Source organism: Paenarthrobacter sp., assembly GCF_031180005.1.
Lineage (GTDB): Bacteria > Actinomycetota > Actinomycetes > Actinomycetales > Micrococcaceae > Arthrobacter.
In genome coordinates, this window is the sequence record NZ_JAPSHI010000010.1 from 13,761 (window position 1) to 35,553 (window position 21,793).

The 21,793-nt window shown below is 62.8% G+C and carries 19 protein-coding genes and 1 tRNA gene; 8 read left to right on the forward strand and 12 right to left on the reverse strand.

The window, feature by feature from the left end:
• Nucleotides 1-18 precede the first annotated feature (18 nt).
• Nucleotides 19-513 carry a transcription elongation factor GreA gene (gene greA / locus RIF72_RS09280; RefSeq protein ID WP_309074531.1) on the forward strand — a complete coding sequence of 165 codons (495 nt, stop codon included), beginning with the start codon at nt 19-21 and terminating at the stop codon, nt 511-513.
• A gap of 143 nt (nt 514-656) precedes the next feature.
• Here the strand turns inward: greA and RIF72_RS09285 are convergent, their stop codons facing one another.
• The 4 genes from RIF72_RS09285 to RIF72_RS09300 form a co-directional block, all read right to left on the reverse strand.
• Nucleotides 657-1,271: a rhomboid family intramembrane serine protease gene (locus RIF72_RS09285; RefSeq protein ID WP_309074532.1), complete on the reverse strand. Its 615-nt coding sequence runs from the start codon at nt 1,269-1,271 to the stop codon at nt 657-659.
• A 14-nt stretch (nt 1,272-1,285) separates the two neighbouring features.
• Nucleotides 1,286-2,524, reverse strand: coding sequence for a threonine ammonia-lyase (ilvA, locus tag RIF72_RS09290; protein ID WP_089594164.1), 1,239 nt, complete (start codon nt 2,522-2,524; stop codon nt 1,286-1,288).
• A 3-nt stretch (nt 2,525-2,527) separates the two neighbouring features.
• Complete coding sequence (locus RIF72_RS09295; RefSeq protein ID WP_309074533.1) at nt 2,528-3,808, reverse strand: AI-2E family transporter; 1,281 nt, start codon at nt 3,806-3,808, stop codon at nt 2,528-2,530.
• A gap of 116 nt (nt 3,809-3,924) precedes the next feature.
• Nucleotides 3,925-4,893 (reverse strand): aldose 1-epimerase family protein, encoded by a 969-nt coding sequence (locus tag RIF72_RS09300; RefSeq protein ID WP_309074534.1) that lies wholly within the window; start codon nt 4,891-4,893, stop codon nt 3,925-3,927.
• An 80-nt stretch (nt 4,894-4,973) separates the two neighbouring features.
• Between RIF72_RS09300 and galT the strand changes: the two genes are divergently transcribed.
• From galT to RIF72_RS09315, 3 genes are all read left to right on the forward strand, one after another.
• Complete coding sequence (gene galT / locus RIF72_RS09305) at nt 4,974-6,122, forward strand: galactose-1-phosphate uridylyltransferase (protein WP_309074535.1); 1,149 nt, start codon at nt 4,974-4,976, stop codon at nt 6,120-6,122.
• Nucleotides 6,119-7,279 carry a galactokinase gene (gene galK / locus RIF72_RS09310; protein ID WP_309074536.1) on the forward strand — a complete coding sequence of 387 codons (1,161 nt, stop codon included), beginning with the start codon at nt 6,119-6,121 and terminating at the stop codon, nt 7,277-7,279. Before galT ends, galK begins: the two co-directional genes overlap by 4 nt.
• Before the next feature lie 63 nt (nt 7,280-7,342).
• Nucleotides 7,343-8,581, forward strand: coding sequence for an acetyl-CoA C-acetyltransferase (locus RIF72_RS09315; protein ID WP_309074537.1), 1,239 nt, complete (start codon nt 7,343-7,345; stop codon nt 8,579-8,581).
• 79 nt (nt 8,582-8,660) lie between these two features.
• Here RIF72_RS09315 and RIF72_RS09320 read toward each other — a convergent pair whose 3' ends face one another.
• A complete protein-coding gene (locus tag RIF72_RS09320; RefSeq protein WP_309074538.1) occupies nt 8,661-9,572 on the reverse strand; it encodes a Bax inhibitor-1/YccA family protein in 912 nt (303 codons plus the stop codon).
• Between the two features lie 462 nt (nt 9,573-10,034).
• On the opposite strand from RIF72_RS09320, the gene RIF72_RS09325 reads away from it, so the two are divergent.
• Genes RIF72_RS09325 through RIF72_RS09340 form a run of 4 tightly spaced genes read left to right on the forward strand, consistent with a single transcriptional unit; the run spans nt 10,035 to nt 14,046 of the window.
• Nucleotides 10,035-11,312 carry a branched-chain amino acid ABC transporter permease gene (locus RIF72_RS09325; protein ID WP_309074634.1) on the forward strand — a complete coding sequence of 426 codons (1,278 nt, stop codon included), beginning with the start codon at nt 10,035-10,037 and terminating at the stop codon, nt 11,310-11,312.
• Nucleotides 11,313-11,321: 9 nt separating this feature from the next.
• Complete coding sequence (locus RIF72_RS09330) at nt 11,322-12,290, forward strand: branched-chain amino acid ABC transporter permease (protein ID WP_309074539.1); 969 nt, start codon at nt 11,322-11,324, stop codon at nt 12,288-12,290.
• Complete coding sequence (locus tag RIF72_RS09335) at nt 12,287-13,279, forward strand: ABC transporter ATP-binding protein (RefSeq protein WP_178997853.1); 993 nt, start codon at nt 12,287-12,289, stop codon at nt 13,277-13,279. Before RIF72_RS09330 ends, RIF72_RS09335 begins: the two co-directional genes overlap by 4 nt.
• Complete coding sequence (locus tag RIF72_RS09340) at nt 13,276-14,046, forward strand: ABC transporter ATP-binding protein (RefSeq protein ID WP_309074540.1); 771 nt, start codon at nt 13,276-13,278, stop codon at nt 14,044-14,046. The genes RIF72_RS09335 and RIF72_RS09340 overlap by 4 nt, the downstream gene beginning before the upstream one ends.
• Nucleotides 14,047-14,551: 505 nt before the next feature.
• Here the strand turns inward: RIF72_RS09340 and RIF72_RS09345 are convergent.
• From RIF72_RS09345 to RIF72_RS09375, 7 genes are all read right to left on the reverse strand, one after another.
• A complete protein-coding gene (locus RIF72_RS09345; protein ID WP_309074541.1) occupies nt 14,552-15,907 on the reverse strand; it encodes an ABC transporter substrate-binding protein in 1,356 nt (451 codons plus the stop codon).
• Between the two features lie 222 nt (nt 15,908-16,129).
• A tRNA-Leu gene (locus RIF72_RS09350) sits at nt 16,130-16,203 on the reverse strand.
• A 21-nt stretch (nt 16,204-16,224) separates the two neighbouring features.
• On the reverse strand, nt 16,225-17,145 hold the full coding sequence (locus RIF72_RS09355; protein WP_309074542.1) for an N-acetyltransferase: 921 nt from the start codon (nt 17,143-17,145) through the stop codon (nt 16,225-16,227).
• 101 nt (nt 17,146-17,246) lie between these two features.
• Nucleotides 17,247-18,701, reverse strand: a complete 1,455-nt coding sequence (locus RIF72_RS09360) for an FAD-dependent oxidoreductase (protein ID WP_309074543.1) — start codon at nt 18,699-18,701, stop codon at nt 17,247-17,249.
• Nucleotides 18,702-18,739: 38 nt separating this feature from the next.
• The gene (locus RIF72_RS09365; RefSeq protein WP_309074544.1) at nt 18,740-20,152 is read right to left on the reverse strand and encodes a S8 family serine peptidase; all 1,413 of its coding nucleotides are present in this window, start codon (nt 20,150-20,152) and stop codon (nt 18,740-18,742) included.
• Entirely contained in the window at nt 20,149-21,111 is a 963-nt protein-coding gene (locus tag RIF72_RS09370; protein ID WP_309074545.1) for a Ppx/GppA phosphatase family protein, read from the reverse strand. Before RIF72_RS09370 ends, RIF72_RS09365 begins: the two co-directional genes overlap by 4 nt.
• Entirely contained in the window at nt 21,108-21,791 is a 684-nt protein-coding gene (locus RIF72_RS09375; protein WP_309074635.1) for a DUF501 domain-containing protein, read from the reverse strand. The genes RIF72_RS09370 and RIF72_RS09375 overlap by 4 nt, the downstream gene beginning before the upstream one ends.
• Nucleotides 21,792-21,793: the final 2 nt, after the last annotated feature.

Sequence of the window (21,793 nt, forward strand, 5' to 3'; positions counted from 1 at the left end):
GATCTAGAGGAGAAATCCGTGTCTACCACCAATAGCGCCACTGCGGCTTGGCTCACCCAGGAAGCTTTCGACCGCTTGCAGGCTGAGCTGGACCACCTTTCCGGCGCTGGCCGGGCGGAAATCGTCCAGAAGATCGAAGCTGCACGCCAGGAAGGCGACCTCAAGGAAAACGGCGGTTACCACGCTGCCAAGGAGGAGCAGGGCAAGATCGAGGCCCGCATCCGCCAGCTCACTGCGCTCCTGCGCGATGCCCAGGTGGGCGAAGCCCCGGCAGACGACGGAATCGTCGAGCCGGGCATGCTGGTTGTTGCCCGCATCGCCGGCGACGAAGAAAAGTTCCTGCTGGGCTCCCGCGAAATCGCCGGGGACTCCGACCTTGACGTCTTCAGCGAAAAGTCGCCCTTGGGTGCCGCCATCATCGGCCACAAGGAAGGCGACAGCCTGAGCTACGTCGCCCCTAACGGCAAAGAAATCCCGGTGGAGATCGTTTCCGCCAAGCCCTACGTCGCCTAGGCAGCGGCTAAACCGTCCTGAAATACACGACGCCGGTCCACCCTTCACGGGGAGGGCCGGCGTCTTTCGTGTGCGCACCCAAGTAAGTCGCAGTTGAGGTCGTTATGAGCGCTGAGAACGACCTGATCTGCGACTTACTTGGGTCAGGAGGTGAGCTTGGCCTTGGGACGCAGCAGGATGGCCGCCACGACGCCTCCTACGGCCCCACCGAGATGCGCCTGCCAGGAGATGTAGCCCAGCACCGTGGGTAGAACGCCGAAGAGGATGCTGCCGTACGCCATGAACAGGACCACTGAGAGCAGGATCTGCCACCAGCTGCGGTTGAAGAATCCCCGCACCAGCAGGAAGGCGAAGAAGCCGAACACCAGGCCGGAAGCGCCGACTGTAACCCCTCCCCCGCCAATCAGCCACACCGCAAGCCCCGATCCGAGCCAACTGAAGGCCAACGCTGTGATGAACACCCGGATTCCGGACAGGAACACCAGAAAGCCGAAGATAATCAGCGGCAACGTGTTGGACAGCAGATGGTTCAGGTTCGCGTGCAGCAAGGGAAACGTCAGGATGTCCAGCACGCCGTCCACGGAACGGGGCCGCAAACCAAAGGTTGAGTTGAGTCCGTGGCGCATCAAGGTGTTGAGGATCTCGATGACGTAGAGCAGAATGACGAATCCGCCCATGAAGAGCAGTCCACCCTTCGCCCGACCAGCGAGCGACTCTTTGGCCGCTTCCTTTGAGCCCTCAGGCATTCCTAGCACCATGGGCGCCCCTTCTGTCAGTGCACCACGATCGGTTGGAAGCCCTCGGCCCGCAGTGCACCGAGGACCTGTTCGCCGTGTTCGTGGCCCTTGGTTTCCAGGTTGATAGTGATGGAGACGTCGCCCATGCTGATGGAACCACCCAACCGGGTGTGGTCCAGGCCGGTGACGTTGGCGTCATTTTCAGCGATGATGCGGGCGATGGTGGCCAATGAACCCGGCCGGTCGTCCAGCATCATCCGAACCGTCATGAAGCGGCCGGCGGCCGAAAGACCGCGCTGGATGACTTTGAGCATCAGCATGGGATCGATGTTGCCGCCCGAAAGCACGACGGCGGTGTTCCCCGGGTTTTCGATTTTGCCGTCCATCAGCGCGGCTACTCCAACCGCCCCGGCCGGCTCAACCACCATCTTGGCGCGCTCGAGCAGGAAGATCAGGGCTCGCGCGAGGGAGTCCTCGCTCACGGTCACGACGTCGTCCACAAGCTCACGGATGATGCTGAAAGGAAGCTGCCCGGGACGGCCAACCGCGATGCCGTCGGCCATGGTGGTGACCTTCTTCAGCGGAACCAATGCATCAGCAGCCAGTGATGGCGGGTAAGCGGCGGCGTTCTCTGCCTGCACGCCAATGACCCTGATCTCACGCCCGAGTTCTTTGGCCCTGGCCTTGATGGCCACAGCCACACCGGCCAACAGCCCACCGCCGCCGACTCCCATGAGAATGGTGTCCACGTTGGGGATCTGGTCCAGGATTTCAAGGCCGATGGTGCCCTGCCCGGCAACAACGTCCACGTTGTCGAAGGGGTGGACAAATACCGCGCCTGTTTCGTTGGCGTAACGCTGCGCTTCCGCCAGTGCTTCATCCACATTGTGGCCGTGTAGGATCACTTCGGCACCGTGGCTGCGGGTGGCTGCCAGCTTGGGCAGGGCCACGCCGAGGGGCATGTAGATGCGGGCATTGATACCCAGGCTCTTCGCAGCCACTGCCACACCTTGGGCGTGGTTGCCAGCCGAGGCCGCCACCACACCGCGCTTCTTTTCGTCCTCTGTCAGCCGGGCCATGCGCACGTAGGCGCCGCGGACCTTGAAGGAGCCTGCACGCTGCAGGTTCTCACACTTGAAAAAGACGTTGCCGCCCACGAGGCTGCCCAGCGCACGGGACGACTCCACAGGAGTCTTGGTAATAATGCCCTCGAGCAGCTCCTGCGCCTTGAGGACATCGTCCAGCGTGACGGGCAGGGTTTCGAGGGTATTCACTGACTATTCTCCTTTGTTGGTGTCGGCGTGGGGCTCCTCAACAGAGGTGCTTCCCGAAGCCTTGGTCATGCCGGTGACGCCTTTTCCGAGGCGGGATTCGGACCGTGGGAGGTGGACCTCCTTGAAGTTGGCGTCGCCGTTTGGCCCCGCCGAAGCGGCTGCCGGCTGGAGTTCCACACCGCCCAGTCCTTCATCATGTTCCCACGTCCGGCCCGCAATGTAGCGAACTGCCGTGTTTACTACGGCGAGCAACGGGACCGCGAACAGCGCCCCGGGGATGCCTGCGAGGTAGGAACCGGCGGCAACCGAGAGGATCACGGCCACTGGATGCAGCGCCACTGCCTTGCCCATGACCAGCGGCTGCAGGATATGGCTTTCCAACTGCTGTACTACGAGAACGATCGCCAGCATGATCAGCGCATTGATTGGTCCGTTGGCCACAAGGGCGAGCAGCACCGCGATGGCACCCGTAACCAAGGCACCGACTACCGGAATGAACGAGCCGATGAATACCAGGACGGCCAAGGGAAGAGCCAACGGGACCTGGATGATGGCTGCGCCAACACCAATACCCACAGCGTCTACGAACGCGACGAACATCTGGATCCGCACATAGCTGACCATTGATGTCCAGCCACGACGCCCTGCGCCGTCGGTTGCCCTCCGTGCGGTCTTGGGCAGGAGACGGACCAGGAAGGCCCAGATCCGCGGCCCCTCGAGCAGGAAGAAGATGAGGATAAACAGAGCCAGGATAAGACCTGCCGCAAAGTGTCCGGCGGTGCTGCCGAAGGACAGGGCACCACTGAGGATGCTGCTGCTGTTGTTCTGGAGCGCATCTGCGCCGTCGGAGATGTACTGGTCTATCTGGTCCGCGGTCAGGTGCAGAGGGCCATCTGCCAGCCAGGTCTGAATCTGCTGGATGCCTGCCAGTGCCTCCTGCCAGAGAGCACCGAATCCCGTAACGAGCTGCCTGCCCACCAGCGCTAGGGCACCGCCGATCACGCCGATGAAACCCAGCACGGTAATGGCGACTGCTCCCCCGTTGGGAACCTTGCGATTGCGCAACCACGCCACGACCGGATGCAGCAGGCCGGCCAGCAGCGCAGCAACCATCACCGGAATTATGAGGAAGCTGACTTTGCCCAGCAGCCAGACGAGGGCGCCGATCATGAGCAGGATCAGGCCTGCCCGCCAGGACCAAGCTGCAGCAATGCGCACCCCGTAGGGGATGTCTTCGGCAATTTGGCGGTCAGAGCGTGTTTTGGCGTCCGGTGTTGGCGTCATGAACCCATAATTCCGTAGCCCGGGCCGTTATGGGAAACCGGCTCTCACTTCCGAGGCAATCCGAGACGTTCCGGGGCATTTCCCAGACGTTCCGGGGCATTTCCCAGACGGAGGGCCTATAGGGACGCGGTGATTCCCCATCGCATGGTGAATTCCTCGCCAGGTGCCAGCCAGCGAAGCCCATCGCCGCTATTGAACGCGTTGGCCGGGCCGGTCATTGGTTCGATAGCCACTGCTTTGGAGCGGCCAGGGAACGTGTCAGTGACGAAAACGTGGACATAGCCGCAGCTCTCGTCCTGCTCGAGGCTTACGCTGCGGCCATCCGGCGCGGTGAGCGTGTGGCGTGCCGTCCCGCCGTCGAACGCCAAGTCCGTCAGCGCAACATCCACCAACAAGGTGCCCACGGCGGCGCCACCGGAGAAGTCATACTCGCCGTCCACAGGAGCGGTGCTGCGCGGGATGAGGCGCTCGTCCACCACCAGTCGGGTGCCTGCATGGACCGTCAGGATCAGATCCTCGGGGGCAACATCTCCGACGCGCAGGTAAGGGTGCGCGCCCAAGACGAAGGGCGCCGCGGCTCGGGAATCGTTGATCAGGGTCTGCGAGACCCGGAGGTCAAGGTTCTGGTCGAGCTCGTAGCGCACCCGGTGCCGCAGCAGGAACGGGTAGCCGTGTTGCGGGAAGACGGTGGCTTCGAGCGTCACGGAAAATTCGGATTCGTCCACCAGGGTGTACCCGGTGTTGCGCAGCAGACCGTGGCTGGCATTGTTGCGTGAGGCTTCGGTGATGTCTAGTTGCTGCTTCTTGCCGTCCAAGTACCAGACCCCGTCTTCTACCCGGTTGGCCCACGGCGCCAAGGTGATGCCGGTAGCACCGGGCGAAATTTCGTCGTCGCCGTAACTTTCAGTCAACTGGATTCCAGCACGGGAGTAGAGCCGAAGGCCCGCGGCGAGCTCGGTGATGACGGCGAGCGCATCGTCCCTGCGGAGCTCGAATTGACGACCCGTAGCAAAGCGGCGGGACTCGGACTGTTGGATGCTATCGGCGCGCGATGGGGAGGCAGGCATGGCAACACCGTACTGCATGAGTGGACGCCTCCCCATCCACGAATGTTTGCTTTTGTTAGAAACTATGCGTTTTTGGTTGCTTGTGGAATGATGGATATATGAGCCGCATCACCAGCACCCTCCTCGCAGACAGCCGAGAGCTGATCTACTTCGACGACCCCGGGACTCCTGAACGAACACCGGACTCGCTGGTGGACCACCGCGAACTTCCGGCCCGCGGCGAGCCGGGCGAGGTCCGCTATGACGCCTTGTCCGGTGACTGGGTGGCCGTGGCTGCCCACCGACAGACGCGTACGCACCTTCCCCCTGCTGACCAGTGCCCCATCTGCCCCACCACAGCTGCGAACCCCTCCGAAATTCCGGCGTCGGATTACGACGTCGTGGTGTTCGAGAATCGTTTCCCGTCCCTCGGCCCGGCCTTGGGCGACGTTCCCCCGATTCCTGCCCCTGGACACTCCGGCCACAACGTCAAGGGATCGGCGCACGGCCGCTGTGAGGTGGTTGCCTTCACGCCACAGCACACCGGCTCCTTCGCCGAACTGGGTGAAACGCGTGCCCGCACGGTCATTGAAGCGTGGGCCCAGCGGACCGAATCGTTGAGCGCCCTGCCCGGCATCAAGCAGGTGTTCCCGTTCGAAAACCGCGGCGCCGACATCGGGGTCACCCTGCACCACCCACACGGCCAGATCTACGCGTACCCCTATGTAACTCCCCGCGCCGCCCAGCTCGGTGCGGTGGCACGGAAGTACTACGACGACGTCGACGCGAAGGAAACGCTCGGGGCTTCACTCCTCAACGCCGAACGCGAGGACGGCAGCCGCATGGTCCTGGAAGCCAGGCATTTCAGCGCCTACGTACCTTTCGCAGCCCGCTGGCCCCTGGAAGTCCACCTCGTTCCGCACCGCAGCGTCCCCGATCTTGCGGCTCTCACAGGTGAAGAACGCGATGAACTCTCGCACGTCTACTTGGACCTGTTGAAACGGCTCGACGCCCTCTACCCCACCCCCATGCCGTACATCTCGGCGTGGCACCAGGCTCCGCTGGACCCTGTTCTTCGTCCTGCGGGCCAGTTGCACCTGCAGCTGACCTCGCCTCGCCGCGCTGCCGATAAGCTCAAGTATCTGGCCGGCTCCGAGGCCGCCATGGGGGCGTTCATCAACGACACCACCCCCGAAGCGGTGGCGGAGCGGCTTCGCAGCGTCGCTCTGACACCGTCGAACAAGACCCTGGAAGGCACACGAGCATGACCACCACCACCGAGACCGGCGTCCTCGCCGCCCGCTTCCAGGAAACGTTCGGCGCAGCGGCCGACGGCGTGTGGCAGGCACCGGGACGCGTCAACCTGATCGGCGAGCACACGGACTACAACGAGGGCTTTGTGCTTCCCTTCGCCATCGACAAGACGGCGAAGGTGGCTTTGCGCGTCCGCGACGACTCAAAAGTGCGTATGCTGTCCACTTTTGGGGGTCACGGCGTGGTGGAAGCTGACTTGGAGGACTCTGAGCCGGGATCGGGTGAAGGATGGTCCCGCTACCCGCTCGGCGTCGCCTGGGCGCTTAAGGAACGCGGCATCGAGGTTCCTGGCTTTGACCTCCTGCTTGATTCCGATGTTCCCTCCGGAGCTGGCCTCTCTTCATCACATGCGATCGAGTGCGCCGTCATTTCGGCCCTCAACGAATTGACCGGTGCAGGTTTCGCTGCCGAGGATCTGGTGCTCGCAACCCAGCGCGCCGAAAACGTGTTCGTGGGGGCACCCACCGGAATCATGGACCAGTCAGCATCCCTGCGCGGCGCCAAGGGACACGCTGTGTTCCTGGACTGCCGTGACCAGCATGTGGAGCTGGTCCCGTTCGACGCTGAGGCGTCCGGCCTGGTCCTGTTGGTGATCGACACCAAGGTGTCGCATTCGCATGCCGACGGCGGATACGCCTCCCGCCGTGCGTCCTGCGAGCTGGGTGCCGAGATTCTTGGCGTCAAAGCACTGCGCGACGTCGGCGTGGAGCGTTTGGAGGAAGCGTCAGGCCTGCTGGACGAAACTACCATTCGGCGGGTCCGCCACGTGGTCACGGAAAACGATCGGGTCCTCCAGACGGTGGAAGTCCTGGGAACCCATGGCCCTGCCGCCATCGGATCATTGCTGGATGCCAGCCACGTTTCGATGCGCGACGATTTTGAGATCTCCTGCCCGGAACTCGACCTTGCCGTGGATACTTCCCGGGCCAACGGCGCTATCGGCGCCCGCATGACGGGCGGCGGTTTTGGCGGCTCTGCCATCGCACTGACTCCGGTTGGCAAGGAGCAACAGGTGCGCGACGCCGTCGTGCGTTCCTTCGCCGAGGCGGGCTTTACCGCCCCGGACATCTTCACCGTTACCCCCGCCGCTGGAGCCCTTCGCTTGGCCTGACGCGCTCGGTTTCTTCCTGCGAGCGCCCGGCGTCCCAGCGGATGCCGGGCGTAAGCTAAGGCCATGACTGAGGCTGTCATCGTAGCAACTGCAAGAAGCCCTATAGGCAGGGCCTTCAAAGGGTCCCTCATAGACGAACGTCCGGATGACCTGGCAACCGCCATGGTGCAGGCCGCGCTGGCGAAAGTTCCGGGCTTCGATCCCGGAGCGGAGGACGGGCAGGGCTTGGACGACATCCTGCTGGGCTGCGCTGAACCCAGCGGCGAGGCCGGTTCCAACATGGCGCGGGTGGTTGCTGTCCTTGCCGGGCTGGACCGAGTACCCGCAGCCACCATCAACCGCTTTTGTGCCTCGAGCCTGCAGACCCTGCGAATGGCCTTCCACGCCATCAAATCCGGGGAGGCCCACGCGATTGTCTCCGCTGGCGTGGAGAGTGTTTCCAGATACCAGAACTGGGCAGGTGCCGGCGAAACGGATTCGTCCAACCACAACCCGCTGTTCGAGGCGGCAGCCCAACGTACGGCATCCCGCGCGGCGTCCAACATCCCTTGGACCGACCCCCGGCTCGGCGGCCGCTTGCCGGACATCTACATCTCCATGGGCCAGACGGCGGAGAACGTTGCCACCAGCTATGGCATTAGCCGGGCGGAGCAGGACGAGTGGGGCGTCCTGAGCCAGAATCGGGCCGAAGCCGCTATCGCCTCAGGGTTTTACGCCCGGGACATCACGCCCTACACGCGCAAGGACGGCTTTGTGGTGGACAGGGATGACTCTCCACGGGCAGGAGTCACCCTTGATGCGGTGTCCACGTTGCAGCCCGTCTTCCGTCCTGAGGGGACCGTTACAGCCGGCAACGCATGCCCCCTCAACGACGGCGCCGCCGCGGTAGTAGTGATGAGTGACTCACGCGCGCGCGAACTGGGCCTGCAGCCTCTCGCGCGGGTGGTTTCAACCGCCGTCAGCGCCCTCTCCCCCGAGCTCATGGGCATGGGGCCCGTGGAGTCCACGCGACGGGCCCTCGCGCTGGCCGGCCTAACGATAGACGACATTGATCTGGTGGAGCTCAACGAGGCCTTCGCCGTGCAGGTGGTGGCGAGCGCCCGTGAACTTGGGATCGACCCTGCAAAGCTCAACATCCACGGCGGGGCCATTGCCCTGGGCCATCCCTTCGGCATGACCGGCGCCCGGATGACAAGCACGCTCCTCAACGGCCTCAAGGAACGAGACGGAACCCTGGGACTTGCCACATTGTGTGTAGGTGGCGGCCAGGGCATGGCGGTTGTTTTCGAACGATTGAGCTAGCCAGCCCGCAAACTAAGCCAGGACGCAAAAATGCCCCCGAAGTCTCTTCGGGGGCATTTCGCGTTGGAGCTGTTTGTAGCTAGTCGTCGCCTCGCAGGATTGCCAGCAGGCGGATGATTTCCACGTAGAGCCAAACCAGGGTGACCGTCAGGCCGAATGCAGCAACCCAGGAGTAACGCTCCGGGGCGCCTGCGCGGACGCCTTCTTCGATGCTGGTGAAGTCCATGATCAGCGAGAACGCTGCCAGGCCGATGGCCAGGATGCCGATGAAGACACCCAACGGGATGCCGAAGATCTCAACGCTTGTGCGGAGGCCGAAGGGCTCCTGCACAGCGCCGGTCCACACCATAGCCATGTTGATCAGCGCGAAGACCGCGTAACCAATGGTGGCGATCAGGAAGAAGCGCATCATCTTCGGGGTGGCGCGGACCTTGCCGCTCTTGAAGAGCGCCAGAGTGACGCCGAAGACTGCCAGCGTACCGATGACGGCCTGGAGGCCGACGCCGGGGTACATGCCATCGAGGATGCGGGTGAGGCCACCGAGGAACAGGCCCTCAAGGCCGGCGTAGGCAAGGATCAGGGCCGGTGAAGGCTGCTTCTTGAAAGTGTTGACCAATGCCAGGACGAATCCGCCCAAGGCACCAACGATCATGAGCATGGTGGAGAGCGCGGGCGCCACGAAGAGCGTGACGCCGGCGCCGAGGATGAGAACCACGAGGCAGGCGACAGTCTTCATGATGACGTCGTCATAGGTCATGCGGCCGGTGTCGGCCGGGCCTGCAGCGGGCTGGTTGTACATCTGCTGCAGCTGCTCATTGGTCATGTTCTGCTGCTGGGCAGACCATGCTGCGTGGCCGTCCATGACCTGGCTCGGTGCACGGCCGGGCGCCTGGTTGAACTGCTGGCCGTACGGGTTCTGCGGTACAGGCGGGGCCTGCTTTGCTCCACGGAAATTCTTTCCGTTGAAGACTGGGTTTCCGCCAAGTGCCATTGCGGGTGTCCTCCTGAAAAAGGGCTAGTGATAGTTCACGGTACCAATTACTACGCGCGCGTGGCAGGGAAAGTTCCCTTGTTCACGGAGACGAAACTCAACCGTGACAAGAAATCGGCAGACTGTAACCCTCCAAACGTTTAGTAGCACCCTTAAACAACAAAGGTTTACTTAAGGGTTGCTACATCACTAGTTGCCTATAGCTTCACAGTTGTTATCCGATCGCGATCTTCCCACCCCCGAACGGGGCATTTATTATCTCCACCGGACGGTAACATAGGCCACACATGGGTGACTTAGATCACAAACGAGGCAGCTAGGCAAGAACTGTTCACAAGCCCCATGACCGTTCGCACCGGCTGCAAAGGCGCAGCCGGGACCACCCCCACTGTGGAGGTTTCCATTTTGAGAAGCACACTGCGCGACCCGTCCATGAGACGGTCCAAGGGACTGCAGAGAGTCATGGGGGCGCTGTTCGCAGCCCTCATCACTGCTCTGTTGATCGCCGCCCCTTCGGCACAGGCAACCACCCCCTCGCCTTCGCCGTCACCGACGACTTTCCAGAACAACATCAGCGGGTTCCTCCGCGATGATGCCCGGGCCCCCATACCCGGCGTCAAGATCAAAGCCACGGGCAACGGGTTTGAAGGTGAAGCCACCTCCGGAGCCAACGGAGCCTGGACCATCGGCGTTCCTGTCCAAGGCACTTACACCATCGAGCTGGACACCTCCACCTTGCCGGAGGGCATCGCCCTGGCCGAGGGCCAGGACAATCCCCGCGATGTCACGTTCAGCCAGACATCCAACCTGTCGGTGATCTTTGCCTTCGGCGAGGGCATCGTGGTCCAGCAACAGGACTTCGGCCAAAACCTCCTCAATCGCCTCGTTGCGGGTCTGAGCTTTGGCCTCCTCCTGGCACTCGCCTCAGTTGGCCTCTCCCTGATCTTCGGAACCACCGGACTGACCAACTTCGCCCACGGTGAGATGGTGACGCTGGGTGCAGTCCTGGTGTTCATGTTCAACGCCTTCGGACTCCCCTTCTGGCTGGCCATCCTGCTTGCCTTGGTCGGCGGAGGTCTCTTCGGCTACGTCCAGGACACAGGTCTGTGGCGGCCGTTGAGGAAGCGTGGCTCCGGCCTGGTCCCCATGATGATCGTCAGCATCGGTCTGGCATTGGCCATCCGCTACGTCATCCAGTTCTTCTTCGGCGGTGCAACACAGCAGCTGCCCGGCGCTCAAAGTGCTGAAATCCAAATCGGCCCTGTTTCGATCTCCCCGAACAACCTGTGGTCGCTGATCATCAGTGCAGTAGTCATCGCCCTGATCGGCATCGTCCTGCTGAAGACCCGTCTCGGCAAAGCAACCCGTGCAGTAGCCGACAACCCCGCACTGGCAGCCGCCTCCGGCATCGACGTCGACTCCGTTATCCGCATTGTGTGGATCGTTGGCGGCGTCCTCGCCTCCCTGGGTGGCATCCTTTGGGCGTACTACCGTCCGGGCGTCACCTTCGACATGGGTTCGCAGATCCTGCTGCTCATCTTCGCCGGCGTGACGCTGGGTGGTTTGGGAACCGTGTTCGGTGCCCTGATCGGTTCGATCGTCGTCGGCATCTTCGTGGAACTGACTACAGTGTTCGGCCTCCCGGCCGACCTCAAGTACGTCGGTGCCCTGTTCATCATGATTGTTGTCCTTCTGTTCCGACCGCAGGGTATCCTCGGCCGGCGTGAGCGTGTGGGTTAGGAGCGGGCCATGGACTTCGGATTCATTTTCTCCAGCGCCCTTGGCGAATTATTCAGCCCAACGACGGCGGCTTACGCACTTGCCGCTTTGGGCCTCGCGGTGCACTTCGGCTACTCAGGCCTGTTGAACTTCGGCCAGGCCGGTTTCATGGCGGTTGGTGCCTACGGTTTCGCCATCTCCACCCTGACTTTCGACGCCCCGTTCTTCCTGGCACTGATCATCTCTATTCTCTGTTCGGTGATCTTCGCTTTCATCCTGGGTATTCCTACGCTGCGGCTCCGGGCGGACTACCTGGCAATCGTCACCATCGCCGCCGCTGAAATTGTGAGGTACGTGGTCACCACCAACCAACTCACAAGCGTCACAGGCTCCGCCAACGGCTTGGCAGCGTTTGAGAACACCTTCTATGCCATGAACCCTTTCCCTGAGGGGTCCTACATGGGCATGAACAATCGGGACTTCTTTATCCGCGTCATCGGTTGGGGCCTGGTCATCGTGTGCTGCCTCCTGGTGTGGCTCCTGATGCGCAGCCCCTGGGGTCGCGTCCTGAAGGGCATCCGGGAAGACGAGAACGCTGTTCGCTCACTCGGCAAGAACGTTTACGCCTACAAGATGCAGGCCCTGATCATTGGTGGCGTGCTTGGCGCCTTGGCGGGCATGATTTTCACCCTCCCCCGCGGCGCCGTCCAGCCATCCAACTACGGCACAGAACTCACGTTCTTCCTGTGGACCTGCCTCCTTCTCGGCGGCATGGCCACGGTCCTGGGGCCGGTCATTGGCGCAATGATTTTCTGGGTGGTGCTCTCGCTGACCCAGAGCCTGCTCTACGGCCTCATCGAATCAGGGGCAGTCACCTGGCTGACCACAGTCCAGGCCGGCCAACTGCGCTACATCCTGGTGGGCGTTGCGCTGATGCTCCTGATGATCTTCCGCCCGCAAGGCGTCTTCGGCAATAAGAAGGAGCTTGCTTTCGCATGAGTGAGACCAACGAACGCAACACCGAAAATATCGACTACATGACCGATTCGCGGCCCATCGCCGTCGGGGAAAACACCCCCGGCTGCAAGAAACGCGACCCCATTGTGGTGGCAGAGGACGTCACGCGTTCCTTTGGCGGTATCAACGCAGTGGACGTGGAATACCTCGAGATCCCCCGCCATAAGATCACCGCCTTGATCGGCCCCAACGGAGCCGGCAAGACCACTTTGTTCAACCTGCTCACGGGCTTTGACACTCCCAATACGGGCAAGTGGCAGTTTGAAGGCAACAGCCTGGCTGGCGTCTCCTCTTACAAGGTTGCCCGTATGGGCATGGTTCGCACGTTCCAGCTGACCAAAGTAATGGGCAAGCTGACCGTCATGGAAAACATGCGCCTTGGTGCTGCGGACCAACCCGGAGAACGGCTGTCCAAAGCCCTGTTCAAAGGCATCTGGGGAGGTCGCGAAAAGGAAATCACGGCCCAAGCCAACGTGCTGTTGGAGAAGTTCAAGCTGGATACCAAGAAGGACGACTATGCAGCGTCACTTTCCGGTGGTCAGCGGAAGCTCCTGGAGATGGCACGCTCCTTGATGGTCAAACCCAAGCTGGTGATGCTGGATGAGCCCATGGCCGGTGTGAATCCCGCATTGACGCAGTCGCTGCTGGACCACATCAAGAACCTCAAAGCCGAGGGCATGACCGTGCTCTTCGTGGAGCACGACATGAACATGGTCCGCCACATTGCTGACTGGGTTGTGGTCATGGCCGAAGGCAAAGTTGTTGCCGAAGGACCTCCGGGCGAGGTCATGAAGAACCCCGCCGTGATTGATGCCTACCTTGGTGCCCACCACGATGTTGACCTTGGCGACGCTGAAGGCATCAAGGTGCTTGAGGCAGAACTCGAAGCTGACGAAGAGTCGGTAGTGGGAACCGAAGACGCCGGCATCCTGTCCGAGATCGAAGAAACCAAGAAGGAGGACGGGAAATGAGCAGCACCAGCGCAATGCCCGCCTCGGCGGCCGCCCCGGCCGGCGATTCCGTGGTCAAGGTCACCAACCTCGTGGCAGGCTACATTCCTGGCGTCAACATCCTTAACGGCTGCAGCATAGAGGCCCGCAAAGGTGAGTTGATTGGCATCATCGGCCCTAACGGCGCCGGTAAGTCCACGCTCCTGAAGGCCATGTTCGGCCTGGTGAAGGTCCACTCCGGCACAGTGGTGGTTCGTGGGCAGGACCTCACAGGGTTGAAGGCCAACAAGTTGGTCACCCAGGGTGTGGGCTTCGTCCCGCAGACCAACAACGTCTTCGCCACGCTGACCATTGAAGAGAATCTCCAAATGGGCATGTTCCAGCGGCCCAAGGACTTCTCCGAACGCTTCGACTTTGTCACCGGTCTCTTCCCCGAGTTGGGAAAGCGGCGTGCCCAGCGTGCAGGTTCCCTGTCCGGCGGTGAACGCCAGATGGTGGCCATGGGCAGGGCACTCATGATGGACCCGGCTGTGTTGCTGCTCGACGAGCCGTCGGCTGGCCTGTCCCCCGTCAAGCAGGACGAGACCTTCCTCCGTGTCCATGAGATCAACCGCGCCGGAGTCTCGGTGATCATGGTGGAACAGAACGCCCGCCGTTGCCTGCAGATCTGCGACCGCGGCTACGTTCTGGACCAGGGCAAGGATGCGTACACCGGCACCGGCCGTGAGCTTATGAAGGACCCCAAGGTCATCCAGCTCTACCTGGGTACTTTGGCCGACGAGGTTTAATCGCCTCACACCTAAGGTACGGGCAAAGGAGGGCTCCGGAATACCCCGGGGCCCTCCTTTCGTTTGTGACGGCTCCGGACTACCGACTCGTTGCGGGGCCCACTCTGCGCCCCAAACACACCCCCAAGCCCGCACACCAGGCCCCACAACGCACGGCCCGCGCGTTGCGAGGCCCACTCTGCGCCCCAAACACACCCCCAAACCCGCACACCAGGCCCCACAACGCACCACCAACTCGGTGCGGTTATCACCTCCTTTGAACGGCCACACATAGTGACACGCCGCGGAATGCGGCGCGTCGGACGGGCTGCAGAGTCAAAGTGGGTGGATGCCGCACGGCCCGCTCGTTGCGAGGCCTACTCTGCGCCCCAAACACACCCCTTAAGCACGCAGAGCAGGCCCCACAACACACCTGACAGGCCCAGGAGCACGGTTAAAGCGGAACGGGTCCCCTTCCTTGGAGGAAGGGGACCCGTTTCTAACTGCGGTCTAGCCGGAGTTCAGTTTAGAGCTTGCCGAATTCTTCGCGGACCGGCTTGTAGGTGTTGTCGTCCTGGTATTCGTAGATACCGATGTATGCCTCGGTGGGGTCACCAGCATCGGAGAATGTTACCGGACCGGACTGGCCGTCGTAGTCGATGTCCTTACCCTCGCGGAGCAGCGTGACGCAGGACGGGAAGTCGGTGCACTTCTCGCCACCTTCAGAGACTTCCTTGAGCTTGGCAGCAATGTCCGTGCCCTTGGTGCTCTGGGCTGCCTCAGCTGCCAGCGCGATCAGGTTCACGGCGTCGTAGGACTCGCCTGCGTAGCTGTAATCCTTCAGGGCGGGATCGATCGCGAGGAGCTTCTGCTTGAAGGCGTCCTTCGCGAACGTACCGGGGATGGTTCCCTGCGCGCCCTTCATGGTGCCTGCCTGGAAGTCCTTGCTGTAGTCCGAGGTATTACCGTCAACCATGAACAGCTGCGTGGGCTTGACACCCTTGCCGGTCATCAGCGGGACGATGCTCTTTGCCTGGTCGAAGGTGATCAGTGCGATCGCATCCGGCTTGGCTGCGAGGACCTTGTCCACCTGGCTGCTGAACTGAGAATCACCCTCATTGAAGAGCTCTTCAGCAACAACCTTGCCGCCGGCTGCTTCGAAGGCTTCCTTGACGTTCTTCTGCAGGCCGGTTCCGTAGGCGTCGTTGAGAACGATCATGCCAACGGTCTGGGCGCCACAGGTAGCCATGTAGTTGCCGAGGACCTTGCCCTGCAGGACGTCGGACGGTGCGGTGCGCCAGTAGAGGCCCTTGTCGTCCCACGTGGTGAAGTCAGGTGAGGTGTTCGCCGGGGAGAAGTGGATGACGCCAGCGCCGGTGATCTGGTTGATGACCGTCTTGGAAACGCCGGACGAGGCCGCACCGATAACCGCGCTCACCCCCTGGCCCAGCAGGGCTGTGGTGGACTGCGTGGCGATGTCGGTCTTGGTGTCGCCGGAGTCGCGGTGGGTCACTTCCACCGGGGCACCCAAAACGCCACCGGCGTCGTTGACTTCCTTGACGCCAAGGTTGACACCGGCAATTTCGGGCGGGCCGAGGAACGCCAGCGACCCCGTTGTCGGCAGGAGCGATCCAAGCTTAAGCGGCGTAGCCGTGGTGGTGGTCGAGGGAGGTACAGGTCCCGTGTTGGTGGCAGCCTGGCTGTTGCCGGCTCCCGCCCCGCCGCTAGGTGCCGGGCAGGCGATACCTGCTGCGGCGGCGGATTCGGACCCAGTCTGGGTAGGTGTCGAAGACCCACCGCAAGCTGTGGCCAAGAGAGCGACCCCAATGCCAAGCGCTGTTAGCTTGGCGGCTCGGGGCGCCGCTGGGGAAAGATCAAACATTCGTTGTCTCCTCGATCGAAAGGTGCGAACTGCCTTTGATGCGATTACTCAGGTGTTCCTGATTAAGACTCAAACTAGTGCAATTGCCACGGGAACATAAGTGATTCAGGTCACATCCCTATAACACTCGTTGCCTGTGGGGAATCTACGAGCTTGCTGGGAAAAGCCCGGAAGGAAAGAACTGTGCACTGGAAGGGAGAAAGAGCTCTCACCTTGCCTCTGTGCCCCAGGTGGGACTCGAACCCACAACACGCGGATTTTAAGTCCGCTGCCTCTGCCAATTGGGCTACTGGGGCGCCCGGACCATGGTATCCCAGCTAGAGCCGATTGAATGGCGCGGCGTAGCGAAAGGTGCCGTGGACGTCGTCGGGCCATCCCGGGAGGGGCAGGAGCTGGAAGTGCTCGCCCCACCTCGCCTCGGGCGGTTCAACGCCCAACGACGCGGCCGGGACGTAGCCGAAGCGTGGGTAGTAGAGAGGGCTGCCGAGCAAGGCGATTCCCGGTTCTCCGAGTGCGGTGGCACGGGCCGTCGTCTCGCGCATCAACGCCGAACCAATCCCGCGCCGCTGGAATGGTGGAAGCACGCCTATGGGTCCCAGGCCAAGCAGTTTCAGCTCTCCCACCCAGCCCCTCGTGCTGATGGCGTGACCCACAATCTCCCCGCCCATCTCCGCCACGATGCTGAGCTCTGGAACGTACTCGCTGCAATCAAAAAGCTCCCGCAAGAGCCCCACTTCGATCGGTGTACCTGCAACGGGTTCACCGGTCACCGGCGAGACGGAGAACGCCCGGGCAGTGAGTTCCAGGATCTCGGCCCGGTCCTCGGGCCGTTCGGAGCGAAGGACCACGCCTCGTGCCAGAAGCCGCAACACGTCCATGGCCCGGCCTGCGTCTGCTGACGGCACCAGGAGGTGATCGTGATGGAACCCAGCCAGAACGTTGCAACTGATCCCCGCGTGAGTCAGCGCAGCACTGACAGCAGCTGTGAGACCCACGGCTTCCAAAGCCGAATGAACTTGGAGTGTGATCCACGTAGCCACGAAATCGTAGCTAAGGCCCAAAGAATCGGCTTCGTCGCGGTTAAGGACTACAGTCAGGCCTTCGGCCTCGCGAACGGCCGCTTCGATGCCACCTTCCAGAGGCCGACCGTGCGGCCAGAGGGCGTACACGTAGTCGCCGTCACGGGCAACGGGATGAAGGGATTCCAGGAGCGTCTTCAGATCAGTTTCACCGGACATGGCAACAGTCTAGGGGCGTAGACCGCGCCACTGCTGAGCGGCGGCGTTAAACGCCGACGGCGACCATCCCCCTCAGGGGGACGGCCGCCGTCGTGCGTGTACTACTTGGCGTCAGCAGTTACCGGAGTCTTGACTTCCTCGGCAACCGGCTTGGCTTCCACCGGCGCCGGAGCGGCAGCAGGCTTGGGAGCCGGGGTCGCTGCCGCCACGAAGGCGCCGCGCGGGTTGTCCAGGTCCATCAGCGGCGTGGTGTCGCGGCCGGCGAAGAAGGCCAGGATCCAGCCGAGGATCACGCGGAACTTACGCTCCACCGTGGGCATCGCCATGCCGTGGTAACCACGGTGGGCCAGCCAGGCGAGGCCGCCCTTGAGGCCGATGCGGCCGAGCAGGTTGATGTTGGCCACACCCTTCCACTCGCCGAAACCGGCTACAGCGCCGAGGTTCTTGTGCTTGTAGTCGTGCAGCGGCTTGTCCCAGCGGGAGGCCCAGAGGTTCTTGGCGAGCTTCTTGGCCTGGCGCAGGGCATGCTGGGCGTTGGGGACGCAGGTACCGTCCGGCAGGCCCTTGCCCGTGAGGTCGGGAACAGCGGCGATGTCGCCGGCGGCCCAGGCGTTCTCCACGATGCCTTCGTCGCCTGCGATGCGCAGGTCAGGCAGGACGCGAACGCGGCCACGCGGTTCCAGCGGGAAGTCGGTGGAGCGGATCATCGGGTTGGCCTGCACGCCGGCAGCCCAGACAAGGGTGTCTGCTTCAACTTCACCGGCGGAGGTCTTGTCCGGGAGGTTGATCAGCTTGAGGTTGCCCTCCGCGCTGTCAAGGGAGGTGTTCAGGAGTACTTCGATGCCGCGGCTACGGAGGTGCTCCACAACCCACTCGGCCTGCGAGGCGGTGACCTCGGGCATGATGCGGCCCATGGCTTCAACCAGGATGAAGCGGACTTCTTCCTGGCGGATGCGCGGGTTGTTGCGCACAGCGGCGCGGGCGAGGTCTTCCATTTCGGTGAGGCATTCGATGCCGGCAAAGCCGCCACCCACCACAACGAAGGTCAGCGCCTTGGCGCGCTCTGCGGGATCAGTCATGGTGGAAGCGGCTTCGATGCGCTCCAGCACCTTGTTGCGCAGCGCTACGGCTTCCTCGATGGTCTTCAGGCCGATGCCCTTGTCCGCGAGGCCCTTGATGGGGAACGTGCGAGTGATGGCGCCGGCTGCGATCACGACGTCGAAGTACGGGATTTCGAAGTTCTCGCCGCCATCGGATGGCGCGATAACGGCGGTCCGGTTGGCGTGGTCGATGCTGGTGACGCGGCCCTGGATGAGCTCAGTCTGCTTGAGGTGCTGACGGTGGGAGACGACGGCGTGGCGTGCCTCGATGTTGCCACCGGCTACTTCGGGGAGGAAGGGCTGGTAGGTCATGTACGGCAGTGGATCAACGACGGTGACGATGCCGCCTGCGTTCGCGATCTTCTTCTGCAGTTTGAGTGCTACGTACAGGCCGACGTAGCCGCCGCCGACGACGAGAACCCGGGGACGGTCAATGAGCTCTGGGGTGGTTGCCATAAGTCCAGAGTACAGCACTTTGTGAAAATCTTCACTAACTACTGCCTGGAGGGTGGATCGACCTTCAAAAGGGCGCCAGTTTCCACCTCTTCGGGCACCGCTGGCGGGTTCTTTAGCACTCTCCGCAGCTGGATGGCTGCACCTGCCACGAGGGCAATAAACAACGCGCCAAAACCAAGTACGACGGCGGCAGGAAGGGCGTCGTCCACGGTGGCCGGCGTCTTCGCAACAGGGACAGTCGGATCGGCAAGCGTGGGAGCGGCGCTGGTAGGACTCGCCACGGGCGCTTGCGAAGGTTCGCTAAAGACGCCGCGGCGATGGACGCGGATCCAGTCCGCAATGGAACCCAGCGGGTTGGTGCTGGTGGTGGGTACGTCATTCTTCAACGCGGCCTCAGCATCCAGGATGCCGTAGCCATAAAGAGGGTCCTTGCCTGGGGCGCCGGCATCCTTCGCGGTGCTGACGATCCTGTTAATGACCTGGGTGGCGCTCATTTCCGGCCATTTGGAACGTATGAGTGCTGCCACGCCTGACACGATGGGTGCCGCTCCGGACGTTCCTGCCCACTCGGCGTACGAGCCTCCGGGAAGGCCGCCCACCAGCTTCTCTGCCGGGGCTGCTACTCCAATGCTGATGCCCTGCGAAGACGAGTCCACGCTGGCGCGTCCCTCGCCGTCCAATCCGGCTACCGTGAGGACTCCGGGAATGGTGGCCGGGGCGCCGACCTGGATGTTTCCACCCACCCGGTTTCCCGCTGCGGCAACAATCACCACGTCCTTTTGCTCCGCGTACAGGAACGCTGCGTCCCAGCTCTGCGGCCAATCCGGCGAAGTACTGCCAAGGGAAATGTTGATGACCTTGGCGCCGTTGTCCACCGCCCAGCGCACGGCCTCAGGTATTTGCTCCTGATCGGTCTTGCCACCCGGGTTGGGTGAACCGAGCCACGTTGAGATGGCCAGGATCTCCGCTTCAGGCGCAACTCCTGTAATTCCGTCCGGTCCCCCGGCAGGCGGAGTGGTCGGGGGCGGTGGCGGTGGCTTTGGTGCTGCTGAGCCTGAGGCCGACGGCGACGGCGAGGCCGACGGGGTGGGCGTGGCGTGGCCGCGCCCGGCGAGCATCGTTGCAACAAGGGTGCCGTGTTCGGGCTTGGCGCCGATGCTCTTCTGTCCGTTCGGAGCCCCGGCCCCGGAGACATCTGTCCCTCCCACCACAACGCCCTTAAGATCAGGGTGGCTTCCGTCAACACCGCTATCGATGATCGCGACCTTGACGCCGGCACCCTTGGACACCTGCCAAGCGTTGGTGACGCCCGATTCCTTGAGCCAGTACTCCTTGTCACGCCACGCGTCCGCGTTGGCTGCCGGAGCCGACAACAGCGCCCCTGCAAGCGCCCCGCCGGCCAACGTGGTGGCAAGCGCAGCGGACAGGGTGCGTCGGTGCCGCAACGTCATTCGCCGTCCCGGATACTCAGGGCGATGCCGTCAAGAATGTCATGTTCGCTGGAAACAGCCGCGCGAATGGTCCCGTTGCTGACCGTTGCCATCCGGGCCAAAATACGGCGCCACACCAAAGCTCCCGCTCCGATCACGTCCACGCGTCCCGGGTGCATGTAGGGAAGGGCCGCACGTTCTTCGCGCGTCATTTCCAGCAGGCTCGTGCATGCATCGGTGATGGTTTCGAGATCCAGCGAAGCACCGTGGATCCGGCCCGGCTCATATTCGCTCAAGCCCAGCGCGTGCGCGGTGATGGTGGTGATGGAACCGGCCACGCCAACAACCGCTGTGGCGCGGTCAAGGGGCACGGTCTGCGCGGCAAGATCAAGTGCGGCATCGACGTCGACCTCTGCTGCGGTGATTTGCGCAGCCGTGGGCGGATCGCTGCGAAGGTGACGTTCAGTCAGCCGCACGCAGCCAATGTCCACAGAGCGCGCCGCGATAACGCCACTGGAGTCGCCCAGCACAAATTCGGTACTCCCACCGCCAAGGTCCACCACCAGGATGGCGTCCTCCCCCGTGGCCGGCAGGACACTGCTGGCTCCTGCGAAGGACAACGCAGCTTCCTCGTCACCGGAAATGACCTCCGGCTGCACGCCCAGGAGATCCCGGATGCCGTCCACGAAGACCTGGCGGTTACTGGCATCACGAGAGGCCGAAGTGGCAACGAAACGGATTCCCCCGGCGTCGTGTTCCTTAATCAGCCCGGCGTAGTCCCGCGTAGCAGCGAACGTGCGCTCCAAGGCCTCCGGAGCCAGCTCTCCCGCGGCATCGACGCCCTGGCCCAGCCGCACCACGCGCATTTCACGCACGACGTCGGTCAGCGGGCCTTGCGCATCCGGTTGTCCATTTGAGACATCAGCGATAAGAAGCCGGATGGAGTTGGTTCCGCAGTCAATGGCAGCCACTCGGCTCATGCGGTTCCCTCCTGCTCGTCTTGGGATTCGATCTTCGACTTCCGCACCGGCGCGGGACGCCCCACGATGTCCGGCAGCCCTTGCGGACCATGGCGGCTCAAGTCCCGCGAAGGTGCCTCGCCGGCTGTGTCCCAGGCTCCGTCGCAATAGCAGCGGTCCTTGGTCCACCACTCAGTGATTGCGTCCAGGGCCTCGTCCCCCAGCGGATTGACACCCGGGCCAGCAGCCAACGAATGCCCCACCAGGACATGCAGGCACTTCACGCGCGTGGGCATACCGCCGGCAGAGATACCGTCGATCTCGGGCACTGCTCCGGTACCGGAGCGATCAGCGATCTGGTTGCGGGCCTGAAGGTAGGCATCGTGGGCGCCATGGTAGGTAGAGGCCAACTCCTGGTCGGCGGTCAGTCGCTCGTTCATCTCGTTCATGAGCCCGCCCGCTTCAAGTCGCGACACCGCGGAAGTGATGACCGGGTGGGTCAGGTAGAAAGTGGTGGGAAACGGTGTTCCGTTGCTGAGTCGGGGAGCTGTCGCTGCCACCAAGGGGTTGCCGCAAACGCACCTGGCCGGGATCTCGACTACATCCCGGACGGGCCTGCCCAGCTGTCGGCTGAGGACCTCGAGATCGTGTGCTGATGGCTGGCGGGATTCCTGCGGCACGGCTGCCGTGTTCTCTTCCACTT